24 protein-coding genes and 1 tRNA gene are annotated in these 21,799 nt (G+C 65.4%); 12 read left to right on the top strand and 13 right to left on the bottom strand.

What is annotated here, in order from left to right; genetic code table 11:
- The first annotated feature begins 163 nt into the window (after positions 1–163).
- A complete protein-coding gene (pheT, locus tag PVW46_RS03715) occupies positions 164–2,569 on the top strand; it encodes a phenylalanine--tRNA ligase subunit beta (protein ID WP_069208006.1) in 2,406 nt (801 codons plus the stop codon).
- Between the two features lie 42 nt (positions 2,570–2,611).
- On the opposite strand, the gene PVW46_RS03720 is transcribed toward pheT, so the two are convergent.
- From PVW46_RS03720 to PVW46_RS03735, 4 genes are all read right to left on the bottom strand, one after another.
- The gene (locus tag PVW46_RS03720; protein WP_069208007.1) at positions 2,612–3,520 is read right to left on the bottom strand and encodes a DMT family transporter; all 909 of its coding nucleotides are present in this window, start codon (positions 3,518–3,520) and stop codon (positions 2,612–2,614) included.
- 185 nt (positions 3,521–3,705) lie between these two features.
- A complete protein-coding gene (locus PVW46_RS03725; protein WP_069208008.1) occupies positions 3,706–4,086 on the bottom strand; it encodes an EF-hand domain-containing protein in 381 nt (126 codons plus the stop codon).
- Positions 4,087–4,168: 82 nt separating this feature from the next.
- Complete coding sequence (locus PVW46_RS03730; RefSeq protein ID WP_043142594.1) at positions 4,169–4,510, bottom strand: carboxymuconolactone decarboxylase family protein; 342 nt, start codon at positions 4,508–4,510, stop codon at positions 4,169–4,171.
- A 133-nt stretch (positions 4,511–4,643) separates the two neighbouring features.
- Positions 4,644–6,329 carry an acyl-CoA dehydrogenase family protein gene (locus tag PVW46_RS03735; RefSeq protein ID WP_069208009.1) on the bottom strand — a complete coding sequence of 562 codons (1,686 nt, stop codon included), beginning with the start codon at positions 6,327–6,329 and terminating at the stop codon, positions 4,644–4,646.
- Between the two features lie 228 nt (positions 6,330–6,557).
- On the opposite strand from PVW46_RS03735, the gene PVW46_RS03740 reads away from it, so the two are divergent.
- Positions 6,558–7,325: a sulfite exporter TauE/SafE family protein gene (locus PVW46_RS03740; RefSeq protein WP_043142158.1), complete on the top strand. Its 768-nt coding sequence runs from the start codon at positions 6,558–6,560 to the stop codon at positions 7,323–7,325.
- A 5-nt stretch (positions 7,326–7,330) separates the two neighbouring features.
- Complete coding sequence (locus tag PVW46_RS03745; protein ID WP_069208010.1) at positions 7,331–7,648, top strand: hypothetical protein; 318 nt, start codon at positions 7,331–7,333, stop codon at positions 7,646–7,648.
- A 29-nt stretch (positions 7,649–7,677) separates the two neighbouring features.
- Here the strand turns inward: PVW46_RS03745 and PVW46_RS03750 are convergent.
- Both PVW46_RS03750 and PVW46_RS03755 read right to left on the bottom strand, forming a co-directional pair.
- Positions 7,678–7,753 (bottom strand) — tRNA-Ala (locus tag PVW46_RS03750).
- A 195-nt stretch (positions 7,754–7,948) separates the two neighbouring features.
- Positions 7,949–8,272: a TIGR02300 family protein gene (locus tag PVW46_RS03755; protein ID WP_043142153.1), complete on the bottom strand. Its 324-nt coding sequence runs from the start codon at positions 8,270–8,272 to the stop codon at positions 7,949–7,951.
- Positions 8,273–8,378: 106 nt separating this feature from the next.
- Between PVW46_RS03755 and PVW46_RS03760 the strand changes: the two genes are divergently transcribed.
- Positions 8,379–9,068: a M48 family metallopeptidase gene (locus PVW46_RS03760; protein WP_069208011.1), complete on the top strand. Its 690-nt coding sequence runs from the start codon at positions 8,379–8,381 to the stop codon at positions 9,066–9,068.
- 27 nt (positions 9,069–9,095) lie between these two features.
- Here PVW46_RS03760 and PVW46_RS03765 read toward each other — a convergent pair whose 3' ends face one another.
- Entirely contained in the window at positions 9,096–9,611 is a 516-nt protein-coding gene (locus PVW46_RS03765; RefSeq protein WP_083242145.1) for a J domain-containing protein, read from the bottom strand.
- A 187-nt stretch (positions 9,612–9,798) separates the two neighbouring features.
- On the opposite strand from PVW46_RS03765, the gene PVW46_RS03770 reads away from it, so the two are divergent.
- Positions 9,799–10,446: a GntR family transcriptional regulator gene (locus PVW46_RS03770; protein WP_043142144.1), complete on the top strand. Its 648-nt coding sequence runs from the start codon at positions 9,799–9,801 to the stop codon at positions 10,444–10,446.
- 46 nt (positions 10,447–10,492) lie between these two features.
- Entirely contained in the window at positions 10,493–11,668 is a 1,176-nt protein-coding gene (locus PVW46_RS03775; RefSeq protein ID WP_069208013.1) for a cation:proton antiporter, read from the top strand.
- A gap of 14 nt (positions 11,669–11,682) precedes the next feature.
- Here PVW46_RS03775 and PVW46_RS03780 read toward each other — a convergent pair whose 3' ends face one another.
- The 4 genes from PVW46_RS03780 to PVW46_RS03795 all read right to left on the bottom strand — a co-directional run bounded on the left by PVW46_RS03780 (position 11,683) and on the right by PVW46_RS03795 (position 14,526).
- A complete protein-coding gene (locus PVW46_RS03780; protein WP_069208014.1) occupies positions 11,683–12,096 on the bottom strand; it encodes a thioredoxin family protein in 414 nt (137 codons plus the stop codon).
- Positions 12,097–12,135: 39 nt separating this feature from the next.
- Positions 12,136–12,849, bottom strand: coding sequence for a cytochrome c biogenesis CcdA family protein (locus tag PVW46_RS03785; RefSeq protein WP_069208015.1), 714 nt, complete (start codon positions 12,847–12,849; stop codon positions 12,136–12,138).
- Between the two features lie 93 nt (positions 12,850–12,942).
- Positions 12,943–13,320 carry a hypothetical protein gene (locus tag PVW46_RS03790; RefSeq protein WP_069208016.1) on the bottom strand — a complete coding sequence of 126 codons (378 nt, stop codon included), beginning with the start codon at positions 13,318–13,320 and terminating at the stop codon, positions 12,943–12,945.
- A 243-nt stretch (positions 13,321–13,563) separates the two neighbouring features.
- A complete protein-coding gene (locus PVW46_RS03795; RefSeq protein WP_069208017.1) occupies positions 13,564–14,526 on the bottom strand; it encodes an acetyl-CoA carboxylase carboxyltransferase subunit alpha in 963 nt (320 codons plus the stop codon).
- 110 nt (positions 14,527–14,636) lie between these two features.
- Here PVW46_RS03795 and PVW46_RS03800 point away from each other — a divergent pair, with 110 nt between their 5' ends.
- Positions 14,637–15,494 carry an AraC family transcriptional regulator gene (locus PVW46_RS03800; RefSeq protein WP_069208018.1) on the top strand — a complete coding sequence of 286 codons (858 nt, stop codon included), beginning with the start codon at positions 14,637–14,639 and terminating at the stop codon, positions 15,492–15,494.
- A 2-nt stretch (positions 15,495–15,496) separates the two neighbouring features.
- Here the strand turns inward: PVW46_RS03800 and PVW46_RS03805 are convergent, their stop codons facing one another.
- Positions 15,497–16,090 carry a LysE family translocator gene (locus PVW46_RS03805; RefSeq protein WP_069208019.1) on the bottom strand — a complete coding sequence of 198 codons (594 nt, stop codon included), beginning with the start codon at positions 16,088–16,090 and terminating at the stop codon, positions 15,497–15,499.
- A 72-nt stretch (positions 16,091–16,162) separates the two neighbouring features.
- Here PVW46_RS03805 and PVW46_RS03810 point away from each other — a divergent pair, with 72 nt between their 5' ends.
- A complete protein-coding gene (locus PVW46_RS03810; protein ID WP_083242159.1) occupies positions 16,163–16,615 on the top strand; it encodes an Lrp/AsnC family transcriptional regulator in 453 nt (150 codons plus the stop codon).
- A gap of 73 nt (positions 16,616–16,688) precedes the next feature.
- Entirely contained in the window at positions 16,689–17,483 is a 795-nt protein-coding gene (locus PVW46_RS03815) for a hypothetical protein (protein WP_069208020.1), read from the top strand.
- A gap of 29 nt (positions 17,484–17,512) precedes the next feature.
- Here the strand turns inward: PVW46_RS03815 and PVW46_RS03820 are convergent, their stop codons facing one another.
- Positions 17,513–18,472 (bottom strand): L-malyl-CoA/beta-methylmalyl-CoA lyase, encoded by a 960-nt coding sequence (locus PVW46_RS03820; RefSeq protein ID WP_043142122.1) that lies wholly within the window; start codon positions 18,470–18,472, stop codon positions 17,513–17,515.
- Positions 18,473–18,713: 241 nt separating this feature from the next.
- On the opposite strand from PVW46_RS03820, the gene dgcN reads away from it, so the two are divergent.
- The 3 genes from dgcN to PVW46_RS03835 all read left to right on the top strand — a co-directional run bounded on the left by dgcN (position 18,714) and on the right by PVW46_RS03835 (position 21,799).
- A complete protein-coding gene (gene dgcN, locus PVW46_RS03825) occupies positions 18,714–19,715 on the top strand; it encodes an N-acetyltransferase DgcN (RefSeq protein ID WP_043142583.1) in 1,002 nt (333 codons plus the stop codon).
- Positions 19,716–19,875: 160 nt separating this feature from the next.
- Positions 19,876–20,841 carry an N-acetyl-D-Glu racemase DgcA gene (gene dgcA / locus PVW46_RS03830; protein WP_043142119.1) on the top strand — a complete coding sequence of 322 codons (966 nt, stop codon included), beginning with the start codon at positions 19,876–19,878 and terminating at the stop codon, positions 20,839–20,841.
- 94 nt (positions 20,842–20,935) lie between these two features.
- Entirely contained in the window at positions 20,936–21,799 is an 864-nt protein-coding gene (locus PVW46_RS03835) for a D-amino-acid transaminase (RefSeq protein WP_043142116.1), read from the top strand.

Below are 21,799 nucleotides of genomic sequence, written 5' to 3' on the forward strand. Positions count from 1 at the left end.
GTTTCTTTGGGCTGAAAATACCTCCGGGGGTGAAGGCCGCAGGCCGAGGGGGCAGAGCCCCCTTTTGCCTGCGGTTTCAGCTGGCGGACCGCCGCCCTCTTTCCTCCCATCACCCGATCCGCTAAGGACGGCGCGACGTGACGCATTTGCGGGGCATGAAGCGATGAAATTCACCCTCTCCTGGCTCAAGGAACACCTCGACACCGAAGCATCGGTCGACGAGATCTCCGAGGCGCTGACCGATCTCGGCCTCGAGGTCGAAGAGGTCGTCGATCCGGCGAAATCGCTTTCCGCCTTTACGCTGGCCAAGGTGCAGGAGGCTGAACAGCATCCCGACGCCGACCGCCTCCGCGTCTGCAAGGTGGAAACCGACGAAGGCCTGAAACAGATCGTCTGCGGCGCGCCCAACGCACGCGCCGGGATCACCGTGGTGCTGGCCAAGCCGGGCGACTACGTCCCGGGCATCGACGTGACGCTGTCGGTGGGCAACATCCGGGGGGTCGAAAGCCACGGCATGATGGCCTCCGAGCGCGAGCTGGAACTCAGCGACGAACACACCGGCATCATCGAGCTGCCCTCGGGCGAGGTCGGCCAGAAATTTACCGACTGGCTGGCACAGAACGACCCGGCCAAGGTCGATCCGGTGATCGAGATCGCCATCACGCCAAACCGGCAGGACGCACTGGGCGTGCACGGTATCGCGCGCGACCTGGCGGCGCGCGGTCTCGGTACGCTCAAGCCGCTGAAGGTGGAAAAGGTCGCGGGCCAGTTCCCCTGTCCGATCAGCGTTACCATCGACGCGGACACGCAAGGCGAGGGCGGCTGCCATATCTTCGCCGGGCGCCTGATCCGGGGCGTGAAGAACGGCCCGTCGCCGGCCTGGCTGCAGGACCGTCTGCGTGCCATCGGGCTGCGCCCGCGTTCCATCCTGGTGGATATCACCAACTTCTTCACCTTCGACCGCAACCGCCCGCTGCACGTCTTCGACGCGGACAAGGTCAAGGGTGACACGCTGCGCATCCACCGCGCGAAACAGGGCGACACGCTGGTGGGCCTCGACGAAAAGACCTATGCTTTCTCTGACGGGCAGGTGGTCATTTCCGACGCCGAGAGCATCGAGTCCATCGGCGGCATCATGGGCGGGCTGGAAACCGGATGTACCCAGGAGACGACCAATGTCTTCCTCGAAGCCGCCGTCTGGGACCGCATCCAGATCGCGCACACGGGCCGTGCGCTCAAGATCAACTCCGACGCGCGCTATCGCAACGAACGCGGCATCGACCCCGAGTATGACCTGCAGGCGATGGAGGATGCGGCACAGATGATCCTCGATCTCTGCGGTGGCGAGGCCTCCGAGCTTGTCGTTGCGGGCGAGGTGCCGGACACCGCGCGCGCCTACAGGCTGGACACGGACCGCGTCATCTCGCTGGTGGGGATGGAGATCCCTGCCGAGGAGCAGCGCCGCACGCTGGAGGCGCTGGGGTTCCGCATGGAAGGCGACATGGCGCATGTGCCGTCCTGGCGTCCCGACGTGCTGGGCGAGGCCGATCTTGTCGAGGAGGTGGCGCGCGTCGCCTCTCTGACAAAGCTTCAGGGCAAGCCGCTGCCGCGCCTCAGCGATGGCGTGACCCGTCCCGTCCTGTCGCCGATGCAACTGCGTGAGCGCAGCGCGCGGCGGACCGTGGCTGCGCTGGGCTACAATGAATGCGTGACCTATACCTTCATCGACCAAGCGGCGGCGGCGCTGTTTGGCGGCGGTGACGATGCGCATATGCTCGCCAACCCGATCAGCTCTGAGATGAGCCACATGCGGCCTGCCCTGATGCCGGGCCTCTTGCAGGCAGCGGCGCGCAACCAGGCGCGGGGCTTCATGGACCAGGCGCTGTTCGAGGTCGGCCATGCCTTCCACGGCGGCGAGCCGGGCGAACAGCATGTGCAGGTCACCGGCCTGCTGGTGGGGCGCACCGGGCCAAAGGACGTGCACGGTGCCTCGCGGCCCGTGGATCTGTATGACGCCAAGGCCGATGCCGAGGCGGTGCTGGCCGCGATGGGCGCACCTGCCAAGATGCAGATCCTGCGCGGGGCGCGGGAATGGTGGCACCCCGGGCGGCATGGCAAGTTCTGCCTTGGCCCCAAGAAGGTGCTGGGCGTCTTCGGAGAGCTGCATCCCAAGGTTCTGGCCGCGCTGGACGTCAAGGGACCGGCGGTGGGATTCACGCTCTGGCCGCAAGAGGTGCCGATGCCGCGCAAGAGCGGCGCGACCCGGCCCGCGCTGGTGCTGAACGATCTGCAGGCGGTCGAGCGCGACTTTGCCTTTGTCGTGGACGCGGATGTCGAGGCGCTGACGCTGGTCAATGCGGCGCAGGGCGCGGACAAGGCGCTGATCGACGAGGTGCGCGTCTTTGACGAGTTCATCGGCGGCAGCCTGGGCGAGGGCAAGAAGTCCCTCGCCATCACGGTGCGCCTTCAGCCCACGGACAAGACGCTGAAGGAAAAGGACATCGAGGCGGTCGCCGCCAAGATCGTCGAGAAGGTGACCAAGGCCACCGGCGGCACGCTGCGCGGCTGAGGCCCCCTTGCACCAAGCTGACCTGCGCGGGGTTCGCGCGGGTCAGCCTGTCTTCTGACCGGTGCGGCGGAGGCGCCGTTCCCGGTAGAGGATCATCAGGCCGGCAAAGACGATCAGCAGCGCTCCGGGCAACAGATCGTCGATTGGCGCCTCGTCGAAGAACAACCAGCCCAAGCCAAAGGCGATGGGTATCCCCAGATAGCTGAAAGGCGCCAGGTTACTGGGTTCGGTCATCCGGTAGGCCACGACAAGGCACAGCACCGCCGTGCCGCCGAAAAGCCCCATCAACACGATAAGCCCCAGGTCCTGCAGGTTGGCCACCGGGGTGAACCCTCCAACCGACAGGGCCAGCGTCAGCGATCCCAGCACCGCGACGGCCGAGGAATGCAGGTTGAACAGGGGGGGCGGGACCTCTGGATCGATCAGGCGCGCGGAAACGCCGGAAAACCCATAAAGCGCCGCCGCGCCGAACGGCAGCAGCATGTGCCATGAAAAACCGGCGGTGCCCGGCTGCATGATCATCATGACGCCGACAAAGCCCAGGGCGACCGCGGACCATCGGATCAGGCCGACACGTTCGCCCAGAAGCGGGACGGAAAGGGCAGTCGTGAACAGCGCGGTGGAATAGGAAATCGTGGTTGTGGTGGCAAAAGCCATAAGGCCAAGCGACAGGTAGAACAGGTACTGCGCAAAAGTGACGGCCACGCCCCGTGCCATTGCAAGCTGCCATTGGCGAATGCCCAGCCGTCGACCTCCGTTTCGCCAGGTGCTGTTCATCCACAGGACGATCGCGCTGGGTAGCAGGCCAAAGATGTTTCGGTAGGCCGAAAGTTCTGCCGCGCCGTAGTGGGGCGACAATCGCTTGATGAGAAGGCCCATCAGGTCGAACAGGACGATGGCCACGATGCTGACAATAACGGCAAGAACCACTTTGTCCGGCCTGGCTGACATGACGCTTCTTTCGCGATGATCCCTGCCAGCCAAGGATCACGTTTCAGCGGTATAGTCGACCATCTTGCCCCTGCGCGCAGACTTTTGCGTCACGGGGGCAAGGCGGCGAAACGTCAGTTCTTGCCCGCGCCCATGCCGCGGCCAAAATCGGCGGTGGTCACGACGCCGTCTTTGTCGCCGTCCAGTCAGGCGATCCAGTCGGCGGCGGTGCCTGTGAATTCCTCCAGGCTGACCTTTCCATCGCCATCGACATCGTTGCGTTCCAGCAGCATGCCGTCGGCGGTGCGTTTCATGGCACCCCGGCCGTGGTTGCCCTGCGCGGCCATATCGGCCTCGCGCGCCTCGTCGAACAGGACATATTCCTCGGCGTCGAGAAAGCCGTCCTCGTTGGCGTCGAAGGCGGCAAAGACATTGGCGCGGCGCTCGGCGGCCTCTTTGGCCGTGACCTTGCCATCCCCGTCCAGATCCCAGTTCTCGACGAAATGGGCGCCGGGCTGCCCCTGCTGGGCAAGGAGGGGCGTGTTGGGAAGGGCAAGTGCTAGGGCAAGAGCAAGGTATCTGGTCATCGGATCCATCCGTTGTCTGAAATTGCATTCATATAACGATGGCGGAATGTGTTTCCGTCGCGGCAGGCTGCCGCAGCCCGTCTCAGGTGCCGGCGGACACCTCGTCAAAGGCGGCAAGGGCTTTGGAGGCATACATCAGGCCCGGTCCGCCCGACATCTGGATGGCGGTGCCGAGGGCCTCGACCATTTCCTCGCGCGTGACGCCGGCGCGGTGGCAGGCCCCGACATGGCTGGTGATGCAATCCTCGCAGCGCAGCGCCACGGCGATGCCAAGCGCGATCAGTTCCTTTTCCTTGTGGCTCAGCACGCCGTCCGCGCTGGCCGCCTTTTCCATCGTGACGAAACCGGCAAAGGTGTCGGGGATCGCCTTGCGCAGGTTGCGCAGGTTGTTACGGGTTTCGGCGAATTTCTCGGTAAAGGACATATTGATCTCCTGGGATGTGTTCGGCTCCCAAGAGCATGCCGCGTTGCAGCGGTCCTTGATCCGGATCATGTGGTGTCAAACGCAAAAGGCCCCGCCACGTGGCGGGGCCTTTGTCTCCGGGACCGGGCGCCGGTCAGGCCAGCAGGCGACGCGCAATCACCTGTGCCTGGATCTCGGCGGCACCCTCGAAGATGTTCAGGATGCGGGCGTCGCACAGGATGCGGCTGACCGTGTATTCCAGCGCGAAACCGTTGCCGCCGTGGATCTGCAACGCATTGTCCGCATTGGCCCAGGCCACGCGGGCACCCAGCAGCTTAGCCATGCCGGCCTCGAGGTCGCAGCGCCGACCGTGGTCCTTTTCCCAGGCCGAGAAATAGGTCAACTGGCGGGCGATCATGACTTCCACTGCCATCATCGCCAGCTTGCCCGAAACCCGGGGGAAGTTGATCAGCGACTTGCCAAACTGCTTGCGGTCGATGGCATATTGCATGCCGACGTCCAGTGCCGCCTGCGCCACGCCGATGGCACGCGCGGCGGTCTGGATGCGGGCGGATTCGAACGTTTCCATCAGCTGCTTGAAGCCGTTGCCTTCTTCGCCGCCAAGGAGGTTCTCTCCCTTGACCTTGAAGTCGTCGAAGCCAAGCTCGTACTCTTTCATGCCGCGATAGCCCAGCACTTCGATCTCGCCGCCGGTCATGCCCTCGGTGGGGAAGGGGTCTTCGTCGGTGCCGGGGATCTTCTCGGCCAGGAACATCGACAAGCCCTTGTAGTTGTCCGTCGACGGATCGGTCCGCGCCAGCAGGGTCATCACATGGGTCCGCGCCGCATGGGTGATCCAGGTCTTGTTGCCGGTGACGCTGTAGTCGCCGTTCTCGTCCTTGACCGCGCGCGTCCGCAGCGAGCCCAGGTCGGAGCCGGTGTTGGGTTCGGTGAAGACCGCGGTCGGCAGAGTTTCACCGCTGGCAAAGCGCGGAAGCCATTTCTGCTTCTGCTCCTCTGTGCCGCCCGCGATCACCAGTTCTGCGGCAATCTCGGACCGCGTGCCCAGGGATCCGACACCGATGTACCCGCGCGAGAGTTCCTCGGAGACCACGCACATGGAGGCCTTGGACAGTCCCAGGCCGCCGTATTCCTCGGGGATGGTCAGACCGAAGACACCCATTTCCGCCAGCTCCTCGATGATTTCCATCGGGATCAGCTCATCCTTGAGGTGCCATTCATGTGCGTAGGGTTCGACCTTTTCCACGGCATACCGGCGGAACTGGTCACGGATCATCTCCAGCTCTTCGTCCAGCCCGGTGCGGCCATGCGTGACCTCTGCCTGGCGTTCTTCCATCAGCTGCACAAGGCGGGTGCGGGCGCCGGGGTTGTTGCCGTGCTGCATGAGGTGTTCGACCTGGTCGGTCAGCATGGCGCGGCGTTCGTCCTGGTTCAGGCCCATGTCCGCAAGGCGCACGATCTCGCCCTGGTTCATCTGGATGCCGCCGTGGATCTGCGACAGGTACTCGCCGAAGGCAATCTGGTGGATCAGCTGTTCGACCTCGCCAAAGGTGCCTTCGCTTTCCAGGCGCTTGGCCCAGGCCTGCATCTGGCGCAGAGATTCGACGTAGGTTGCCAGCCAGGCCAGCCCGTGAGCGGCAAACTGGTTCTGTTCGACCAGCGCGCCGGACACGCGGCCATCGGCCACCACCGTTTCCCGGACATGGGTGCGGGCGGTTTTCAGGATGCCTTCGATCGGGGCGATCGAGTCTCCGGTCAGGGTCAGAAGATCGGGCAGAATCACGCTGCCAAGGCTCAGGTCTTGTCCGTCATGCGCCATTCAACAGGTCCTCTCTCTTTGTCGCCGAGCGGGCTGGCGTGGCCACCCCATTGCGCGTATAGTGAAACATGCGTTCCAGAATTCAGGGTCAGCATACATCTTCTCGACGGTCCTAGCTACTTTGCAGGTGCAGCGCAACAAAAATGCCTGAGGTGCGGCGGTATTGTTCATTTGTTGCGCGCTGATGAATCCGCGTGCGGTCGCGGCAGGACATGCTAAGAGGCCGTCATGCCCGGAATTCTTGCTGACCTGACCCCGCTTACGGTGCTTCTTGCCCTGGGAATTGCTTCGCTTGCCGGAGTGATCAAGGGGCTGGTCGGTTTTGCAATGCCGATGATTCTCGTTTCCGGCCTTGGCAGTCTGGTGGCGCCGGAACTGGCCTTGGCGGGATTGATCCTGCCGACGCTGGTGACAAATGGTTTTCAGGCGCTGGCGCAGGGGCCAAGTGCGGCCATCCAATCCGTGCGCCGGTTCCGGGTCTTCCTGGCCGTTGCCTGCGTGATGCTGCTGCTGTCCGCGCAACTGGTGGCAGTGCTGCCGGCGCAGGTCCTTTTGCTGATGATCGGCGCACCGATCACCCTTTTCGCGGTCCTGCAGCTTGCTGGCTGGCAACCGCGCGTCGCAAGCGAAGGGCACCGGGGGCTGGAAATCGGGATCGGGGTATTCGCCGGCTTCATTGGCGGGTTCTCGGGCGTCTGGGGACCACCGACAGTCGCCTACCTGACGGCGATGGGCACCGAAAAGCGCGAACAGATGCGCGTGCAGGGCGTGATCTACGGGCTGGGCGCCGTGGCGCTGACACTGGCGCACATTGGCTCGGGCGTGCTGAACGCGGCGACGGTCTGGCTGTCGCTGGCGCTGGTGCCACCGGCACTGGCCGGCATGTGGATCGGGTCGCGGGTTCAGAACCGGATCGACCAGCGTGCCTTTCGCCGGGCAACCCTGCTGGTCCTGCTGGTCGCGGGCTTGAACCTGGTGCGTCGCGCCTTAATCTGACGTCCATGACCCAGCAGGATTGGCCCGCGCATGTGACGCGGCTTGTCGACGAGGAATTGGCGGACTTTGCGGTGGCAAGCCGGGGGGACCGGCTGCTGCTTGAGGATTTCGCGCGGATGCGCGTGCGCTGCCCGCGTCCCATCACCGTCAATTTCAGCGGTGGCTTGACCGACACCTGTTACAGTGTCACCCGTTCGAACGGGGCCTATTCGGTGCTCTTCCTGCCGAAGGCGGGGTATTTCAGCCTGTGTGTCGACAGTGATTTCGGACCGCTGGACATCGGTGTTCACGGCCCAGCCTTGGGCTGCTTCGCCTCGGTCTGAGGGCGTTTTGTCGTCTGATTGGAGGGGGATGGTGGAGCCTAGGGGGATCGAACCCCTGACCTCTACAATGCCATTGTAGCGCTCTCCCAGCTGAGCTAAGGCCCCATTCCCGGGCGACGCCAGCGGCGCCGTGCGCGGGTGATTACGCCCTGCTGCCGATGGGATCAAGCGGAAAATTGCGGCGGAGAGAGAATTTCCTCGCGGAGCTTGGGGAGAGACCCGCGCGGCGGAGGAAACAAAGAAAAACGCCGGTCGGAGAAACCGACCGGCGTTGCCGTGTTCTGCGCTGGTGACCATCGATCAGGAGTCGTCGTCTTCGTTCGAGACGTCCGTGATATCGTCCAGGGAAACGTTGTCGTCGTCCTCATCCTCGAGAACATCGTCGTCGTCGAGATCGACGTTGACGTCATCGTCGTCGATCAGGTCGACTTCTTCCTCGGACTCCTTGGCCTTGGACTTGTTGGCCGCATCCGCCGAATCCGCAGCTATCATGCTCCGTTTGCCGGTTTCGAGGTTGACCACCTCGCCGGTGTAGGGGCTGACGATCGGGTCGCGGTTCAGGTCGTAGAAACGCTTGCCAGTGGTGGGGCAGACACGCTTGGTGCCCCATTCTTCCTTGGGCATGGGTGATCCCCTTCAACTCTCAGTGTCTGTCGACAATCCACGCCCCCTGCCATATCAGGTGAGGGATGTCAAAAGCTTTGACAGCAAGCAGCGGGGCAGGGGGCGTATGGGGCAAATCACCTTGGCTGGCAACCCTCCGGTTGCGGTTGTCCTGCGGCGGTCGGCGCGTGCCCGCCGCCTGTCCCTGCGAATCTCGCAGCTGGACGGGCGGGTCACGCTGACCCTGCCGCAAAAGGTGCCCGAGGCCGAGGGGCTTGCCTTTCTGCGCGCCAAGGAAAGCTGGCTGCGCGGGCACCTCGCCGGTGTGTCGGGGCCGGTGGCCGTCGGCCCGGGCGCGCGCGTGCCTGTCGAAGGCGTCCTGCACGAGGTGCGCGGCGGCAGCGGTCGCCAGGTGCGACAATCAGATGGCGTGTTGCTGGTGCCCGGCCCCGAGGAGCGGATGGCGGCGCGACTGAAGGGCTGGCTGCGGACACGGGCGCGCGACCGTCTGGCAGAGGCCTCTGACCGCTATTCGGCTCGGCTCGGGCGGGGGTACAGTCGGCTGACGCTACGGGATACGCGTTCGCGCTGGGGCAGCTGCACCCATGATGGTGGCCTGATGTATTCCTGGCGGCTGATCCTGGGCCACCCCGAGGTGCTGGATTATGTCGCCGCGCATGAGGTCGCGCACCTGCGGCACATGGATCATTCCCCGGCCTTCTGGCGGCAGGTCGAGGCGCTTTATGGCGACTGGCGCAGTCCCCGAAAGTGGCTGAAGGAACACGGAGCAGAGCTGCACCGATACCGGTTCGACTGACCGCTTGATGCCGCGCGGGCGGGCCAGTCAGGCGCGGCGCAGCATCTTGCGCGGGTCGACCTGTGACGCGGCGGTGCACAGGCGCTGACCGGCCCGGAACCGCTCCTTTGCCTGGGCGGAGACGAAGCTGGCCCAAAGCGTTTCACGTCGTTCGTATTGAGGCGGCTCTTGCCGGGGCTGTGCGGCGGCCTGCGGTGCCGCCTCGCGCGGGGCTTGCGATGGCTGACCGGCCTGCGCGCTGTCGCCGTGGGGCCCCTGTGTCTGCGCCTTGCGCCGACGCGCACGCCAACCTTTTTCGTCGCGCCGCTCCCGCGCCTCACGCTCTTTCATGATCCGCAATTTTTCGGGATTGTGCCAACGCAGGGCGTCATAGGCGTTGTTCAATTCGGCAAGCATGCGTGTACCTTCCTCGAGATCGCCTCCGGTGACATCGGGATGGTTCGCCTTGACCAGCCTGATCCATGCCCGCCGGATGGTGGCAAAATCGTCCTCGGGGGTGACTCCAAGCGTCTTGTAGGCGGACATCGGTGCGGTACGGGTCATGACAAACTCTCTAGCGGTGCGTGGTACAGTCCAGGGCCCGCCCCCGGAACCGTCGGAAAAATCTTAAATTGAAGATAACTTTGATTCACATCCGCCGTGTAGCCCGTTTCGCCTGCAAGGGTTAACGCGGGCACACCGACGGCTGCGGGCCATTGACCGGCGTCGAAAATGTGATCACAAAAGAGCCATGCAAGCCGCACCCAAACCAGAGATCGCCGCCTCCGCCCATGACCGCGTGTATCGCGGGCTGCGCACACGGATCATGCACGGGCAGATGGCGCCGGGTCAGGCGCTGACCCTGCGCGGCATCGGCCGGGAATTCGATGTCTCGATGACCCCGGCGCGCGAGGCCGTGAACCGTCTGGTGGCCGAGGGGGCGCTGACCATGTCCTCGTCCGGGCGGGTGTCCACGCCCGAACTGTCGAACGAACGGATCGAGGAGCTGGCCGCCCTGCGTGCCCTGATCGAGGTCGAGCTGGCCTCGCGCGCCCTGCCGCGCGCGCATATCGCGCTGATCGACCGGCTGCAGACCATCAATGCCACCATCGCCGACGTCGTGTCGAACCGAGATTCGGTAGGCTATATCCGCACCAACCTGGAGTTTCACCGTACGCTTTACCTGCGGGCCCAGGCGCCCGCGATGCTGGCGATGGCGGAAACCGTCTGGTTGCAACTGGGCCCGACGATGCGGGCGCTTTACGGTCGGTTGCGGCGGTCGGAACCGCCACAATATCACCGCCTGATCATCGCGGCGCTCAAGGCGGGCGACGAGCCGGGTCTGCGGCTGGCGGTACGCTCGGACGTGACGCAAGGGTTGCGAATGCTGGCGGGCTGAAACGCGCCCCATTGGCAGGCTTGCCGCGATGCGGCATGAAAGACCCATGGAATTCGGACCGGTCTTCATCGCGCTGGGCGTCTTGTTCCTGGCGGGGCTCGCGGCTGACGCACTCGGCAGGCGGACGCGCGTGCCCGGCGTGACCTTGCTGTTGGTCATCGGCGTGCTGATCGGGTCGTCCGGATTGGCGCTGCTGCCGGAGGCGGCGATTCTCTGGTACGAACCGCTGTCGATCGTGGCCCTGACGATGGTGGCCTTTCTGCTGGGGTCGTCCTTGCGCCGTGACAAGGTGGCGGCGCACGGGCGGGCGATCCTGACGGTCTCCGTTGCTGTGGTGCTGGCGACGATGGTGGTCGTGGCCGCGGGCCTCTGGCTGGCGGGTCTGCCGCCAGAGCTGGCAATCCTGATCGGCGCAGTGGCCACGGCGACCGACCCGGCGGCCACGCAGGAAACCCTGCGCGAGGCCGGGGGCGAGGGCGATTTTGCCGATACCTTGCGCGGCATCGTCGCCATCGACGACGCCTGGGGGATGATGGTCTTTGCCCTGGCGGTAGTGGCCGCGCAGGCCGTCGCCATTGGTGATTTTGATCCCGGGTTGTTGCTCGTCGCCCTCTGGGAGGTTGGCGGCGCGCTGGTGCTTGGGCTGGTCATCGGCCTGCCCGGTGCCGTTCTGACCGGGCGCTTGCGCCCGGGCGAGCCGACGCGGATCGAGGCGCTGGGTCTTGTCTTCCTGACCGCCGGGCTGGCGCTCTGGCTGGAGGTGTCGTTTCTGTTGGCGGGCATGGCGGCGGGGGCGGTGATTGCCAACCGTGCGCAACACCACGAACGCGCCTTCCACGAGATCGAGATGGTCGAGCGCCCTTTCCTGATCCTCTTTTTCCTGCTGGCCGGGGCGTCGATGCAGCTGGATGCACTCTCTGCCGTTGGCTGGATCGGGTTGGGCTATGTGATCCTGCGGATCCTCGGACGCGTTGCCGGGGGATGGCTGGGCGGCCTGTTCGGCGGGCTGACACGCCCGGAACGCCGCTGGATCGGCCCGGCATTGCTGCCGCAGGCCGGTGTCGCGGTGGGCATGGCCCTGGTCGCCGCGGCAGAAATGCCGGCGGTCGGGGACATCCTGCTGACCCTGACCATCGGAACCACCGTGGTCTTCGAACTGATCGGCCCGGTGGTCACGCTCTTGGCCGTGCGCGCTGTGCGCAAGGCGGATGGCGGGGCCTGAGGCCCCGCCCGGCTTCAGGCCATCGCCGCGGTCAGGGCGGTGTCCATCAGCCCCTTGATCGACGCGCGCGAGGTCTGCGCGACGATCCGCCCCAGTTCCGCCTGCCCCTTCAGGACAACCAGCGTGGACCGACGCGGGATTTTCAGCGAGCGGGCCAGTTCAGAGCGGCCATGTTCATCCCAATCCACGTCGATGAAGGTGATCTGCGCCTCGTAGTCCGGGTTTTCCGACTTCAGGGCATTGATGACACGTTCCTGCGCGGCGCAGGTCGAACACCAGCTGGCCTTGAAATCCAGAAAGACGGTCTCGCCCTTGTCCAGGTGCGTGGTCACGAGGCCGGGCTCGTAGGCCAGCGGTGCCGCACGGGCGGCAAGGGGCAGGGCGAGGGCCGTTCCGGCGGTCAGGGTCAGAAAGTGGCGGCGATCCATGAGAAGGCTCCTTTGTGGGTCCGTGTCTTGGGGTTTGGGTCAGAGGGAAACGGAAAGGTCGATCAACCAGGGCGGCAAGACGCCGATGAGCCAGGCCTCGACCAGGTGATGAAGGTTGAAGAAAAGCGCCAGCCCCACGGCCACGAAGGTCGCGCCCAGGATCGGGCGCGCACGGACGGCAAGGGCGCGCAACTGGCTGTTGTAGCGGCCGACCGCGCCGCGCGTGCCATAGGCCAGTCCCAGGATCAGGGTCGAGACACCAAGCGCAAAGAACAGCATGATCAGCGCGGCCCAGCCAAGATCCTGCCCCTGGCTGGCCAGGGAAATGGCACCGCCCAGCGTCGGGCCGATGCAGGGGCTCCAGACGGCGCCCAGCAGAACCCCGCCCAGGAATTGCCCGCGCAATGCGCCCCGGTCAATTTGGTCCATCTGCGCATCGGCACGGGCCGACAGGCCGGCGGTGGCCGTCTCAAGCATGCCTGCCGCCTGCGGCAGCAACAGCGCCAGGCCGAAGAATACCATCAGCACGGCGCCAAACCGGGACACCGTGTCGACGCCGATTCCCAGCGCATGGCCAAAGGCCGTGACCCCGACGCCCAGCACCACGAAGGACAGGCTGAGCCCTGCCGCCATGACCAGCGGGCCAGCTCGGCTGGCCTGCAGGGCGGTGGCGATGACGATAGGCAGCACCGGCACCACGCAGGGATTGATCAGGGTCAGCAGCCCGGCCCCGTATGCGAATAGTAGCTCCATACCAAGGATAGTGCCGGGACGCAGGCGCCCCTGTCACCCGACAAAACCCTGACGCATCGTCACGAGCGCGTGCAAATTGTTTCGCCTACGCGCTCAGCGCAGGCAGTTCTGGCGGACGAGGCTGCAGAGCGCTTCGAATTCCGTCTCAAAGCTGCGCAGCGCGGCATCCAGTTCCGCCGCGGGCATGCTGTCATGCCCTTCCAGAAGCTCCTGCGTGTCGTTCAGTGCGTCCAGAGCGATCTCGGCCGAGCCGCCTGTGGTGAGCACCAAATAGAGCTGGCCGACGCCTGCCACCGCCAATCCGCCGACGCAGGAGACCCCGCCCGCGCCCGTCAGGGCCGCGGGACAACCATAAAGCATCAGCGTCGCGCCAACCGCATTCAGGGTGGAACTGATCGCCAGGTTGCGCGCTTCGCCGGTCTTGGCGTCGCGCAACCGCGTCTCGGCCCGGGCCGACTTGTCGGCCAGCACAGCGCGCTGGGCTTGCCAGGCGCTCAGGCTCTGGAAGTCGGCGGCCTTGATGCGGCTCTCGTTGTCGACGAACAGCGCCTCGCGATAGCGTTCGGCGGCAACGCAACTCCAGCCGCTGTACAGGCCGGGGACCGGAGTCGCGGGCAGCGATTTGGCCGGGTCGACGTTGTAGCCCTGAAGACAGCTTTGCGCAGAAACAGGCGCCGCGGCTGCAATTCCCAGGGCAACGGCAAAGGCTGAGGTTCAGGCCGCCAGGCCCTTGGACCCCATGTTCAGGAACTTGTCGCGGCGGGCGTGGATCAGGTCTTCGCGCGACATGCCGTCGAGATCGCCCAAAAGGCCGCTGATCGCGCTGCGCACGGCGGCGATGGAGGCCTCGCTGTCGCGGTGTGCGCCGCCCAGCGGTTCGGGGATCACCCGGTCGCAGACGCCAAGCTGGTAGAGATCCTGCGCTGTCAGGCGCAGGGCCTCGGCGGCTTCGCGCATCTTGTCGGAATCCTTCCACAGGATCGAGGCACAGCCCTCGGGCGAGATCACCGAGTAGACCGCGTGTTCCAGCATCGCGACCCGGTTGGCGGTGGCAAAGGCGACGGCGCCACCGGATCCACCTTCGCCGATCACGACGGAGACCAGCGGCACGCCGATCTGAAGGCATTTCTCGGTCGACCGGGCGATGGCCTCCGACTGGCCGCGTTCCTCGGCCCCCTTGCCGGGGTAGGCGCCAGGCGTGTCGATCAGCGTGACCACCGGCAGGCCGAACTTGTCGGCCATCTCCATCAGGCGCATCGCCTTGCGATAGCCTTCGGGCCGGGCCATGCCAAAGTTGCGGGTGATCCGCGAACTGGTGTCGTTGCCCTTTTCATGCCCGATCACCACCACCGGACGATCGTCCAGACGGGCCAGGCCACCCATGACCGCGTGGTCGTCGGCAAAGCCGCGGTCGCCGGCCAGCGGCGTGAACTCCGTGAACAGCGCCTCGACATAGTCCTTGCAATGCGGCCGGTCGGGGTGACGGGCGACCTGGCATTTCCGCCAGGGCGTCAGCTTGGCATAGAGATCCTTGAGCAGTGTCTCGGCTTTGCGGTCGAGCGCGGCAGCCTCTGCCGCCACGTCCATTTCCTCGTTGTCACGCGCCATGCGGCGCAGTTCTTCGGCCTTGCCTTCGATTTCGGCCAGGGGTTTTTCGAAGTCGAGGTAATGAGTCATCCGGGTCTCCTTGCAGGGCGCTATATGGCCTCGCCGCGCGCGGGATGCAATAAAGCAAGATTTGTCGCAGCGGGCCGGTCTAGGGTCCCGGCAGACAGAGGACACCCGTGATGACCAGACATGACCACCCCGCTGCCACGTATGAGGCCCGCATCCGCAGGGTCACACGCTATATCGTCGACACGCCCGACGGCGACCTTTCGCTGGACGCGCTGGCGGATGTGGCGGCGATGTCGCGGTTTCACTTTCACCGGGTTTACGTCGCGATGACCGGCGAAACCGTGGCGCAGGCCGTGCGTCGGCTGCGCCTGCACCGCGCCGGCAAATGGCTGGTGCAGGGGGGTGATCCGGTGGAGGTGATCGCCGCCCGCGTGGGCTATGCCAATGCCCAGAGCTTCAACCGCGCCTTCAAGGCGCACTACGGCATCACGCCGCTGGCCTTCCGCGCCGCCGGACAGGCTGATCGCATGACCTTTACCCTGCGCAAAGGAGACCCCGCCATGTATCCTGTCGAAATCCGCAACTGCGCGCCCGCGCGTCTGGCGGCCCTGCCGCATAAGGGGGACTATCACCAGATCGCCCGCGCCTTCACCGAACTGGCCGCGATTTTCTCAGCCAGGGGGCTGTGGCCACAGGCGCGCGGTATGGCCGCCATCTACTACGACTCGCCCGCGGACACGCCAGAGCCGGACCTGCGCAGCGCCGCGGGCATCCTGGTAGAGCAGGATTTTGCCATGCCCGAGGACTTGCAGGACATTCCCCTGCCGGACGGCGATCACCTCGTTCTGACCTTCAAGGGGGCTTATGCGGGTCTGCCGGCGGCCTGGGACCATGCCTATGGCGTGGCGCTGCCCGAATCCGGTCGGATGCCTGCGGACAGCCCCTCGTTCGAGGTCTACTTGAACGATCCCACCGATACGCCGCCCGAGGCGCTGCTGACCGAAATCCATGTGCCCCTGCTGGGCTGACGTCAGCCGAACAGCACCGGCACCATCGCGGCCAGCAGGATCGCTGCCATGCTCCAGTTGAACAGGCGCAGCCGTCCGGGGTGATCCAGCCAGCGGCGCAGACCTGTGCCAAGCACCGTCCAAGTCACGGCCGAGGCGGTGCCGATCACGGCGTAGGTGCCGGAGACCCAGGCCACGGCGACAAGGTCGCGGCTGGCAGCATAAAGCGTGATCGCGCCCAAGGCCATCGACCAGGCCTTTGGATTGACCCATTGAAAGGCCGCCGCCTGCATAAAACTGAGGGGGCGGGCATTGCTGCCCGTCTCTCCCGGTGCTGCCTGGTTGGCGATTTTCCATGCCAGCCAAAGCAGGTACACGACCGAGACGACCTTGAGCAGCGTGTTGGCAAAGGGCCAGATCTCGAAGACCTGCATCACGCCCAGGCCCACCGGCAGGATCATCAGCGGAAACCCGTAGGCGACACCCGCCAGGTGGGGCAGGGTACGGCGCAGGCCGAAGTTCGCCCCCGATGTCATCAGCATCAGGTTGTTCGGACCGGGAGAGAACACGGTGGCGGCGGCAAAGAGCGAGAGGGCAAAGAGTAGGTCAGGTGTCATGACGCAATATTTGCGGAGATAGCGCGCGATATGATTGCGAAATGCAGCGCTTTCTGTCTATTTTTGCAATTGATGATAGAAATGGACGCCATTGACCGAAATATATTGCGAGAGCTTTCCGCCGACGGGCGGCTGAGCAACCTGGCCCTGGCCGAACGGGTGGGGCTGTCGCCATCGGCCTGCCTGCGCCGCACGCAGGCGCTGGAAAAGACCGGGGTGATCCGGGGCTATCGCGCGGTGCTCAGCGCCGAAAAGCGCGGTATCGGCTTTACCGCCTATATCACCGTCGGCTTGAACCAGCATACCAAGCCGTCGCAACTGGCCTTTGAACAGGCGATGGCGGCGGCGTCCCAGGTGCGCGAGTGTCACAACATCACCGGGCCGGTGGAATATCTGTTGCGGGTCGAGGTGGCAGACCTGGCCGCCTACAAGCATTTCCATACCGACATCCTGGGGGCGTTGCCGCAGGTCCGCACGCTGACGTCCTATGTCGTCATGGGATCGCCCAAGGATGAGCGGGCTTGAGCTGTCCCGCAGCATGTCGCGCTCTGGCGGGTCCCGCTAGGGAAGGGACGATCAGGGCAGAACGGGGCAGGGCATGCGGGTACTGATCCATCCGGGCTTTCACAAGACGGGCACCACCAGCCTGCAACGCGGGGCTGACGCACAGCGCGAAACCCTTGCGCCGCGCCTGCGTCTTGTCTTGCCGCATGACATCGAGCCGCTGAACTTCGCCGCGCGGCGTGTCTCCGTGGGGATCAATGCCAATCGCGTTGCGGCGTTTCGCGACGCGGTGGCCGGGTTCGCGCAGCGCGTCGACCCGGAAGATCCGCGCCCGCTGTTTGTCAGTTCGGAACACCTTTGCGGTCTGTTGCCGGGGCGGAAATCCGTCACCACCTATGCAACCGCGCCAGAACTGCTGGGGCACATGGTCGAGGTCCTGGCACGTCAGGTGCCGGACCTTTCGCTGTCGGTCTGGTTCACAACCCGCGCGCCAGAGGCCTGGCTGCAAAGTCTTTACTGGCAACTCCTGCGCAGCCAGCGACTGACTGTGGGGCCAGAGCAATTCGCCGAAGGCTTTCGTGATGCGGCAGAGCTGGATGCCATCGTGGCAAGGGTGGCGGAAAGGCTGGGCAGGCAGGCCGACGTATCTTGCACCCGGTTGGAGGCGTGCGGCACCGATCCGCTTGGACCGCTGGGCGTGGCACTGGACCGGCTTGGCGTGTCGCGTGGTGGACTGTTGCCGCTGGCACGGCAGAACGTGCAGCCGGCAGAGGCAGCAGCGGAATTGCTGGCGCTCAACCGGTCTCACCTGGACGATGCGGCGCTGGGCGCAGCCAAGACGGCCCTGTTGAAACGGCTGCGCAAGGCGGGTCAGACCCGGGCAGGGTAGGGCCGGGCCAGAAGGCCCGGCCCGTCAGGTCAGTTGGCGGCGATCATCTCGGCCTGGCGGACGATCACCTCGGCCTGCTTGATCGAGGCGATATCGACAAGACGGCCCTTGTAGACGGTGGCGCCTTCGCCGTTTGCCTTGGCCGTTTCCATCGCCGCGAGGATCTCACGCGCCTCGTTCACGGCCTCATCGGTGGGGGTGAAGACCTCGTTGGACAGGGCCACCTGTTTCGGGTGGATTGCCCATTTGCCGACCATGCCCAGCGTGGCCGAGCGCAGCGCCTGGGCGCGGAACCCCTCGTCATCGCTGAAGTCGCCGAAGGGCCCGTCCACGGGCAAAACGCCATGTGTACGGCAGGCGGCCACGATCGCGGCCTGGGCCCAGTGCCAGGGGTCTGACCAATGCTTTTGCCCGTCGTGGATCATGTAGTAGTTTTCCTGCGTGCCACCGATGCCGGTGGTCGCCATGCCCATCGAGGCGGCAAAATCGGCGGCGCCGAGGCTCATGGCCTCTAGGCGCGGCGAGGCGGCGGCGATCTCCTCGACATGGGCGATGCCGGCGGCGCTTTCGATGATGACCTCGAACTTGATCGGCTTGGTCCGGCCCTTGGCGCGTTCCACCGCCGTCACCAGCGCATCGACGGCATAGATGTCCGCCGCGCAGCCGACCTTGGGGATCATGATCTGGTCGAGCCGCTCGGACGCCTGTTCCAGCAGGTCCACGACGTCGCGGTACCAATAGGGCGTGTCCAGCCCGTTGATCCGGACCGACAGGGTCTTGTTGCCCCAGTCGACCTCGCCGATGGCCTTGATGACATTGGCGCGGGCGCTGTCCTTGTCGGTGGGGGCCACGGAATCCTCTAGGTCGAGGTTGATGACATCGGCCGCCGATCCTGCCATCTTTTCAAAGATCGCCGGGCGCGAGCCGGGGCCGAACAACTGGCAGCGGTTGGGGCGGGCCGGGGCGGCAGGCTGGATGCGGAAGGACATGGGGCAGGGCCTTTCGGTCAGAAAATTGCGTATACCTTGGTGTACGGGTTATAAAACTGCGTGAGCCTCCGCAAGCAAATTTCGCTGCAGAGCGGCATTCCCAATTGGCTGCACGATTCTTCGGCAAATTGATCAAGTCACGCAAGAAACGTCGAAGAAATCTGTAAATCAGCGCAGGAACGCAAGGCAGTTCGGCAGGCGTTCTGGCATGGTCGGGCAAATTCTGATTTCGGAGGCGTCCATGATCGAGACACCCTATCTGCTGTTCCTGGGCGATGCGCCCGACCCGCTGGCGGCCAAGGTGGCCCAGGGAATCCGCGACTGGCGGCCGGAAAACTGTGTCGGACAGTTCCGGCTGGACGGATGCAAGGCCGACCTGGGCTTGCCCGACATGGATCTGGCAGCGGCCAAGGCAGCCGGGGCCAAGACGCTGGTGATCGGCGTCGCCAACCGCGGCGGCAAGATCAGCCAGACCTGGAAAAAGGTCCTGGTCGAGGCGCTGGAGGAAGGCTTCGACCTGGCCTCGGGGCTGCACAACCTGCTGCGGGACGAGCCCGATCTCAAGGCCGTGGCAGAGGCCACGGGCCGTGCCCTGCACGACGTGCGGGTGCCCGAGGTCGACTATCCGATCGCGGATGGCAAGAAACGAACCGGCAAGCGCGTATTGGCCGTGGGCACCGATTGCTCGGTGGGCAAGATGTACACCACGCTGGCGCTGGACAAGGCGATGCGCGACCGGGGCATGAAATCGACCTTCCGGGCGACCGGCCAGACCGGCATCCTGATCACCGGCGACGGCGTGCCGCTGGACGCGGTTGTTGCGGATTTCATGGCCGGCAGCATCGAATGGCTGACGCCGGACAACGACCCCGACCATTGGGACGTGATCGAAGGGCAGGGGAGCCTGTTCCACGTCTCGTTCAGCGGCGTGACGCTGGCGTTGATCCACGGTGGTCAGCCCGACGCGCTGATCCTGTGCCACGAGCCGACGCGGACCCACATGCGGGGGCTGCCGGACTATGGTCTGCCCTCGTTGGAAGAGGTGCGGGATCTGTCGATGTCGCTGGCAAAGGTCGCCAATCCCGGCTGCCAGGTGGTCGGCGTGTCGATCAACACGCAGCACATGGGCGAGGCGGAGGCGGTGCGCTATTGCGAAGAGGTCGAGGCGCGCCTTGGTCTGCCCACGGTGGACCCGTTCCGGCACGGTGCCGACCGGCTGGCCGAGGCACTGGCCGCGCTCTGACAACGGGCGGTCCGGCCCCTGGCCGGACGCTGTTTCGCGCTTTGCGCGAAAGACGCCCCGCCCGCCGTCCCTTGGGGCGCATCATTCGGTGCGCCGCACTGGGGAGGCCGGTTGCGGACGTGGGGTATTTAGACCAAGAAGAAGCACAGGGAGGACGGGCATGACGATCACTGTTTCACGAGACGTGTTCCGGCTGGCCGAGGCCTTTACCATTTCGCGTGGAAGCCGAACCGAGGCGCAGGTGCTGACCGTGCGGGTCTCGCGCGGCAAGGTCATGGGCTGGGGGGAATGCGTGCCCTATGCCCGCTACGATGAAACGCTGGACACAGTGACCGCCGAGATCGGGACCCTGCCCGCGGGGATTTCCCGCATGGCACTGCAAGAGGCTCTGCCCGCGGGGGCGGCGCGCAACGCGATGGATTGCGCGCTCTGGGACCTGGAGGCCAAGGCCGCCGGGCAACGGGTGTGGGAACTGGCCGGTCTGGCGAGGCCGGGACCGGAAATCACCGCCTATACCCTGTCGCTGGACACGCCCGAGAACATGGAAGCGGCGGCGCGCAAACATGCTGCGCGGCCCCTGCTCAAGATCAAGCTGGGCACGCCTGATGACATGCCCCGGCTGGAGGCGGTGCGCCGCGGCGCGCCGGATGCCAGGATCATCGTCGATGCCAACGAGGGCTGGAGCGCCGAGGTCTACGCCGACCTTGCGCCGCACCTGGTGCGGCTGGGCGTGGCGCTTGTCGAACAACCCTTGCCGGCCGGCGAGGACGAGGCGCTGATCGGCATGGAGCGGCCGGTGCCTGTCTGTGCCGACGAAAGCTGTCATGACCGCGCCTCGCTGCCCGCGCTCAAGGGCAAGTATGACGTGGTGAACATCAAGCTGGACAAGACCGGCGGCCTGACCGAGGCGTTGGCCCTGCGCGATGCGGCGCTGGCCGAGGGATACGATGTCATGGTGGGCTGCATGGTCGGCTCGTCCCTGGCAATGGCGCCGGCCGTGCTGCTGGCCCAAGGGGCGCTTGTCACGGACCTGGACGGGCCTTTGTTGCTGGCGGAGGACCGTGAAGTGCCGCTGAAATTCGATGCCGAGGGCGTGCACCCGCCCGTGGCCGCACTCTGGGGTTGAGACGGCATGCCGCCGCTGCCCCCGGGGCGGAGGCTTGCAGCCCGCAGGCGCCCTGCCTACAAGACGCTGGACACCGCTTTCAAGGATCACGCCCATGACCCGTACCGTTTATGTGAACGGAGATTTCCTGCCTGAACACGAGGCCAAGGTCTCGATCTTCGACCGGGCCTTTCTCATGGCCGATGGCGTTTACGAGGTCACCTCGGTGCTGGGGGGCAAGCTGATCGATTTCGACGGCCACGCGAAACGCCTGCAGCGGTCGCTGGACGAGCTGGAGATGCGCAGCCCCGTCACCCCCGAGGAACTGTTGCAGATCCACCGCGACCTTGTGGAGAAGAACGGGATCGTGGACGGGCTGGTCTATCTGCAGATCACGCGGGGCGCCCCGGACGACCGCGACTTCGTCTTCCCCGACCCCGAGACGACCGTGCCGACCATCGTCCTGTTCACCCAGAACAAGCCCGGCCTGGCGGAAAGCCCCGCAGCCAAGACCGGCATCAAGGTGATCTCGATCGAGGATGCCCGCTGGGGCCGCCGCGACATCAAGACGGTGCAACTGCTGTATCCCTCGATGGGCAAGATGATGGCCAAGAAGGCCGGTGCCGACGACGCCTGGATGGTCGAGGACGGTTTCGTGACCGAAGGCACCTCGAACAACGCCTATTTCATCAAGGGCAACAAGATCGTCACCCGCGCCTTGTCCAACGACATCCTGCACGGCATCACCCGTGCCGCCGTCCTGCGGTTTGCCCGCGAGGCGCAGATGGAGGTCGAAGAGCGCAACTTCACGATCGAGGAAGCACAAGGCGCCGATGAGGCCTTCATCACCTCGGCCTCGACCTTCGTGATGCCGGTGGTCGAGATCGACGGCGTGGCGCTGGGCGATGGGACGCCGGGACAGCGCGCGCTGCGCCTGCGCGAGATCTACCTGGACGAGAGCCGCAAGGCCGCGATCTGA

This window comes from Mameliella sp. AT18 (assembly GCF_028807275.1).
Lineage (GTDB): Bacteria > Pseudomonadota > Alphaproteobacteria > Rhodobacterales > Rhodobacteraceae > Antarctobacter > Antarctobacter albus.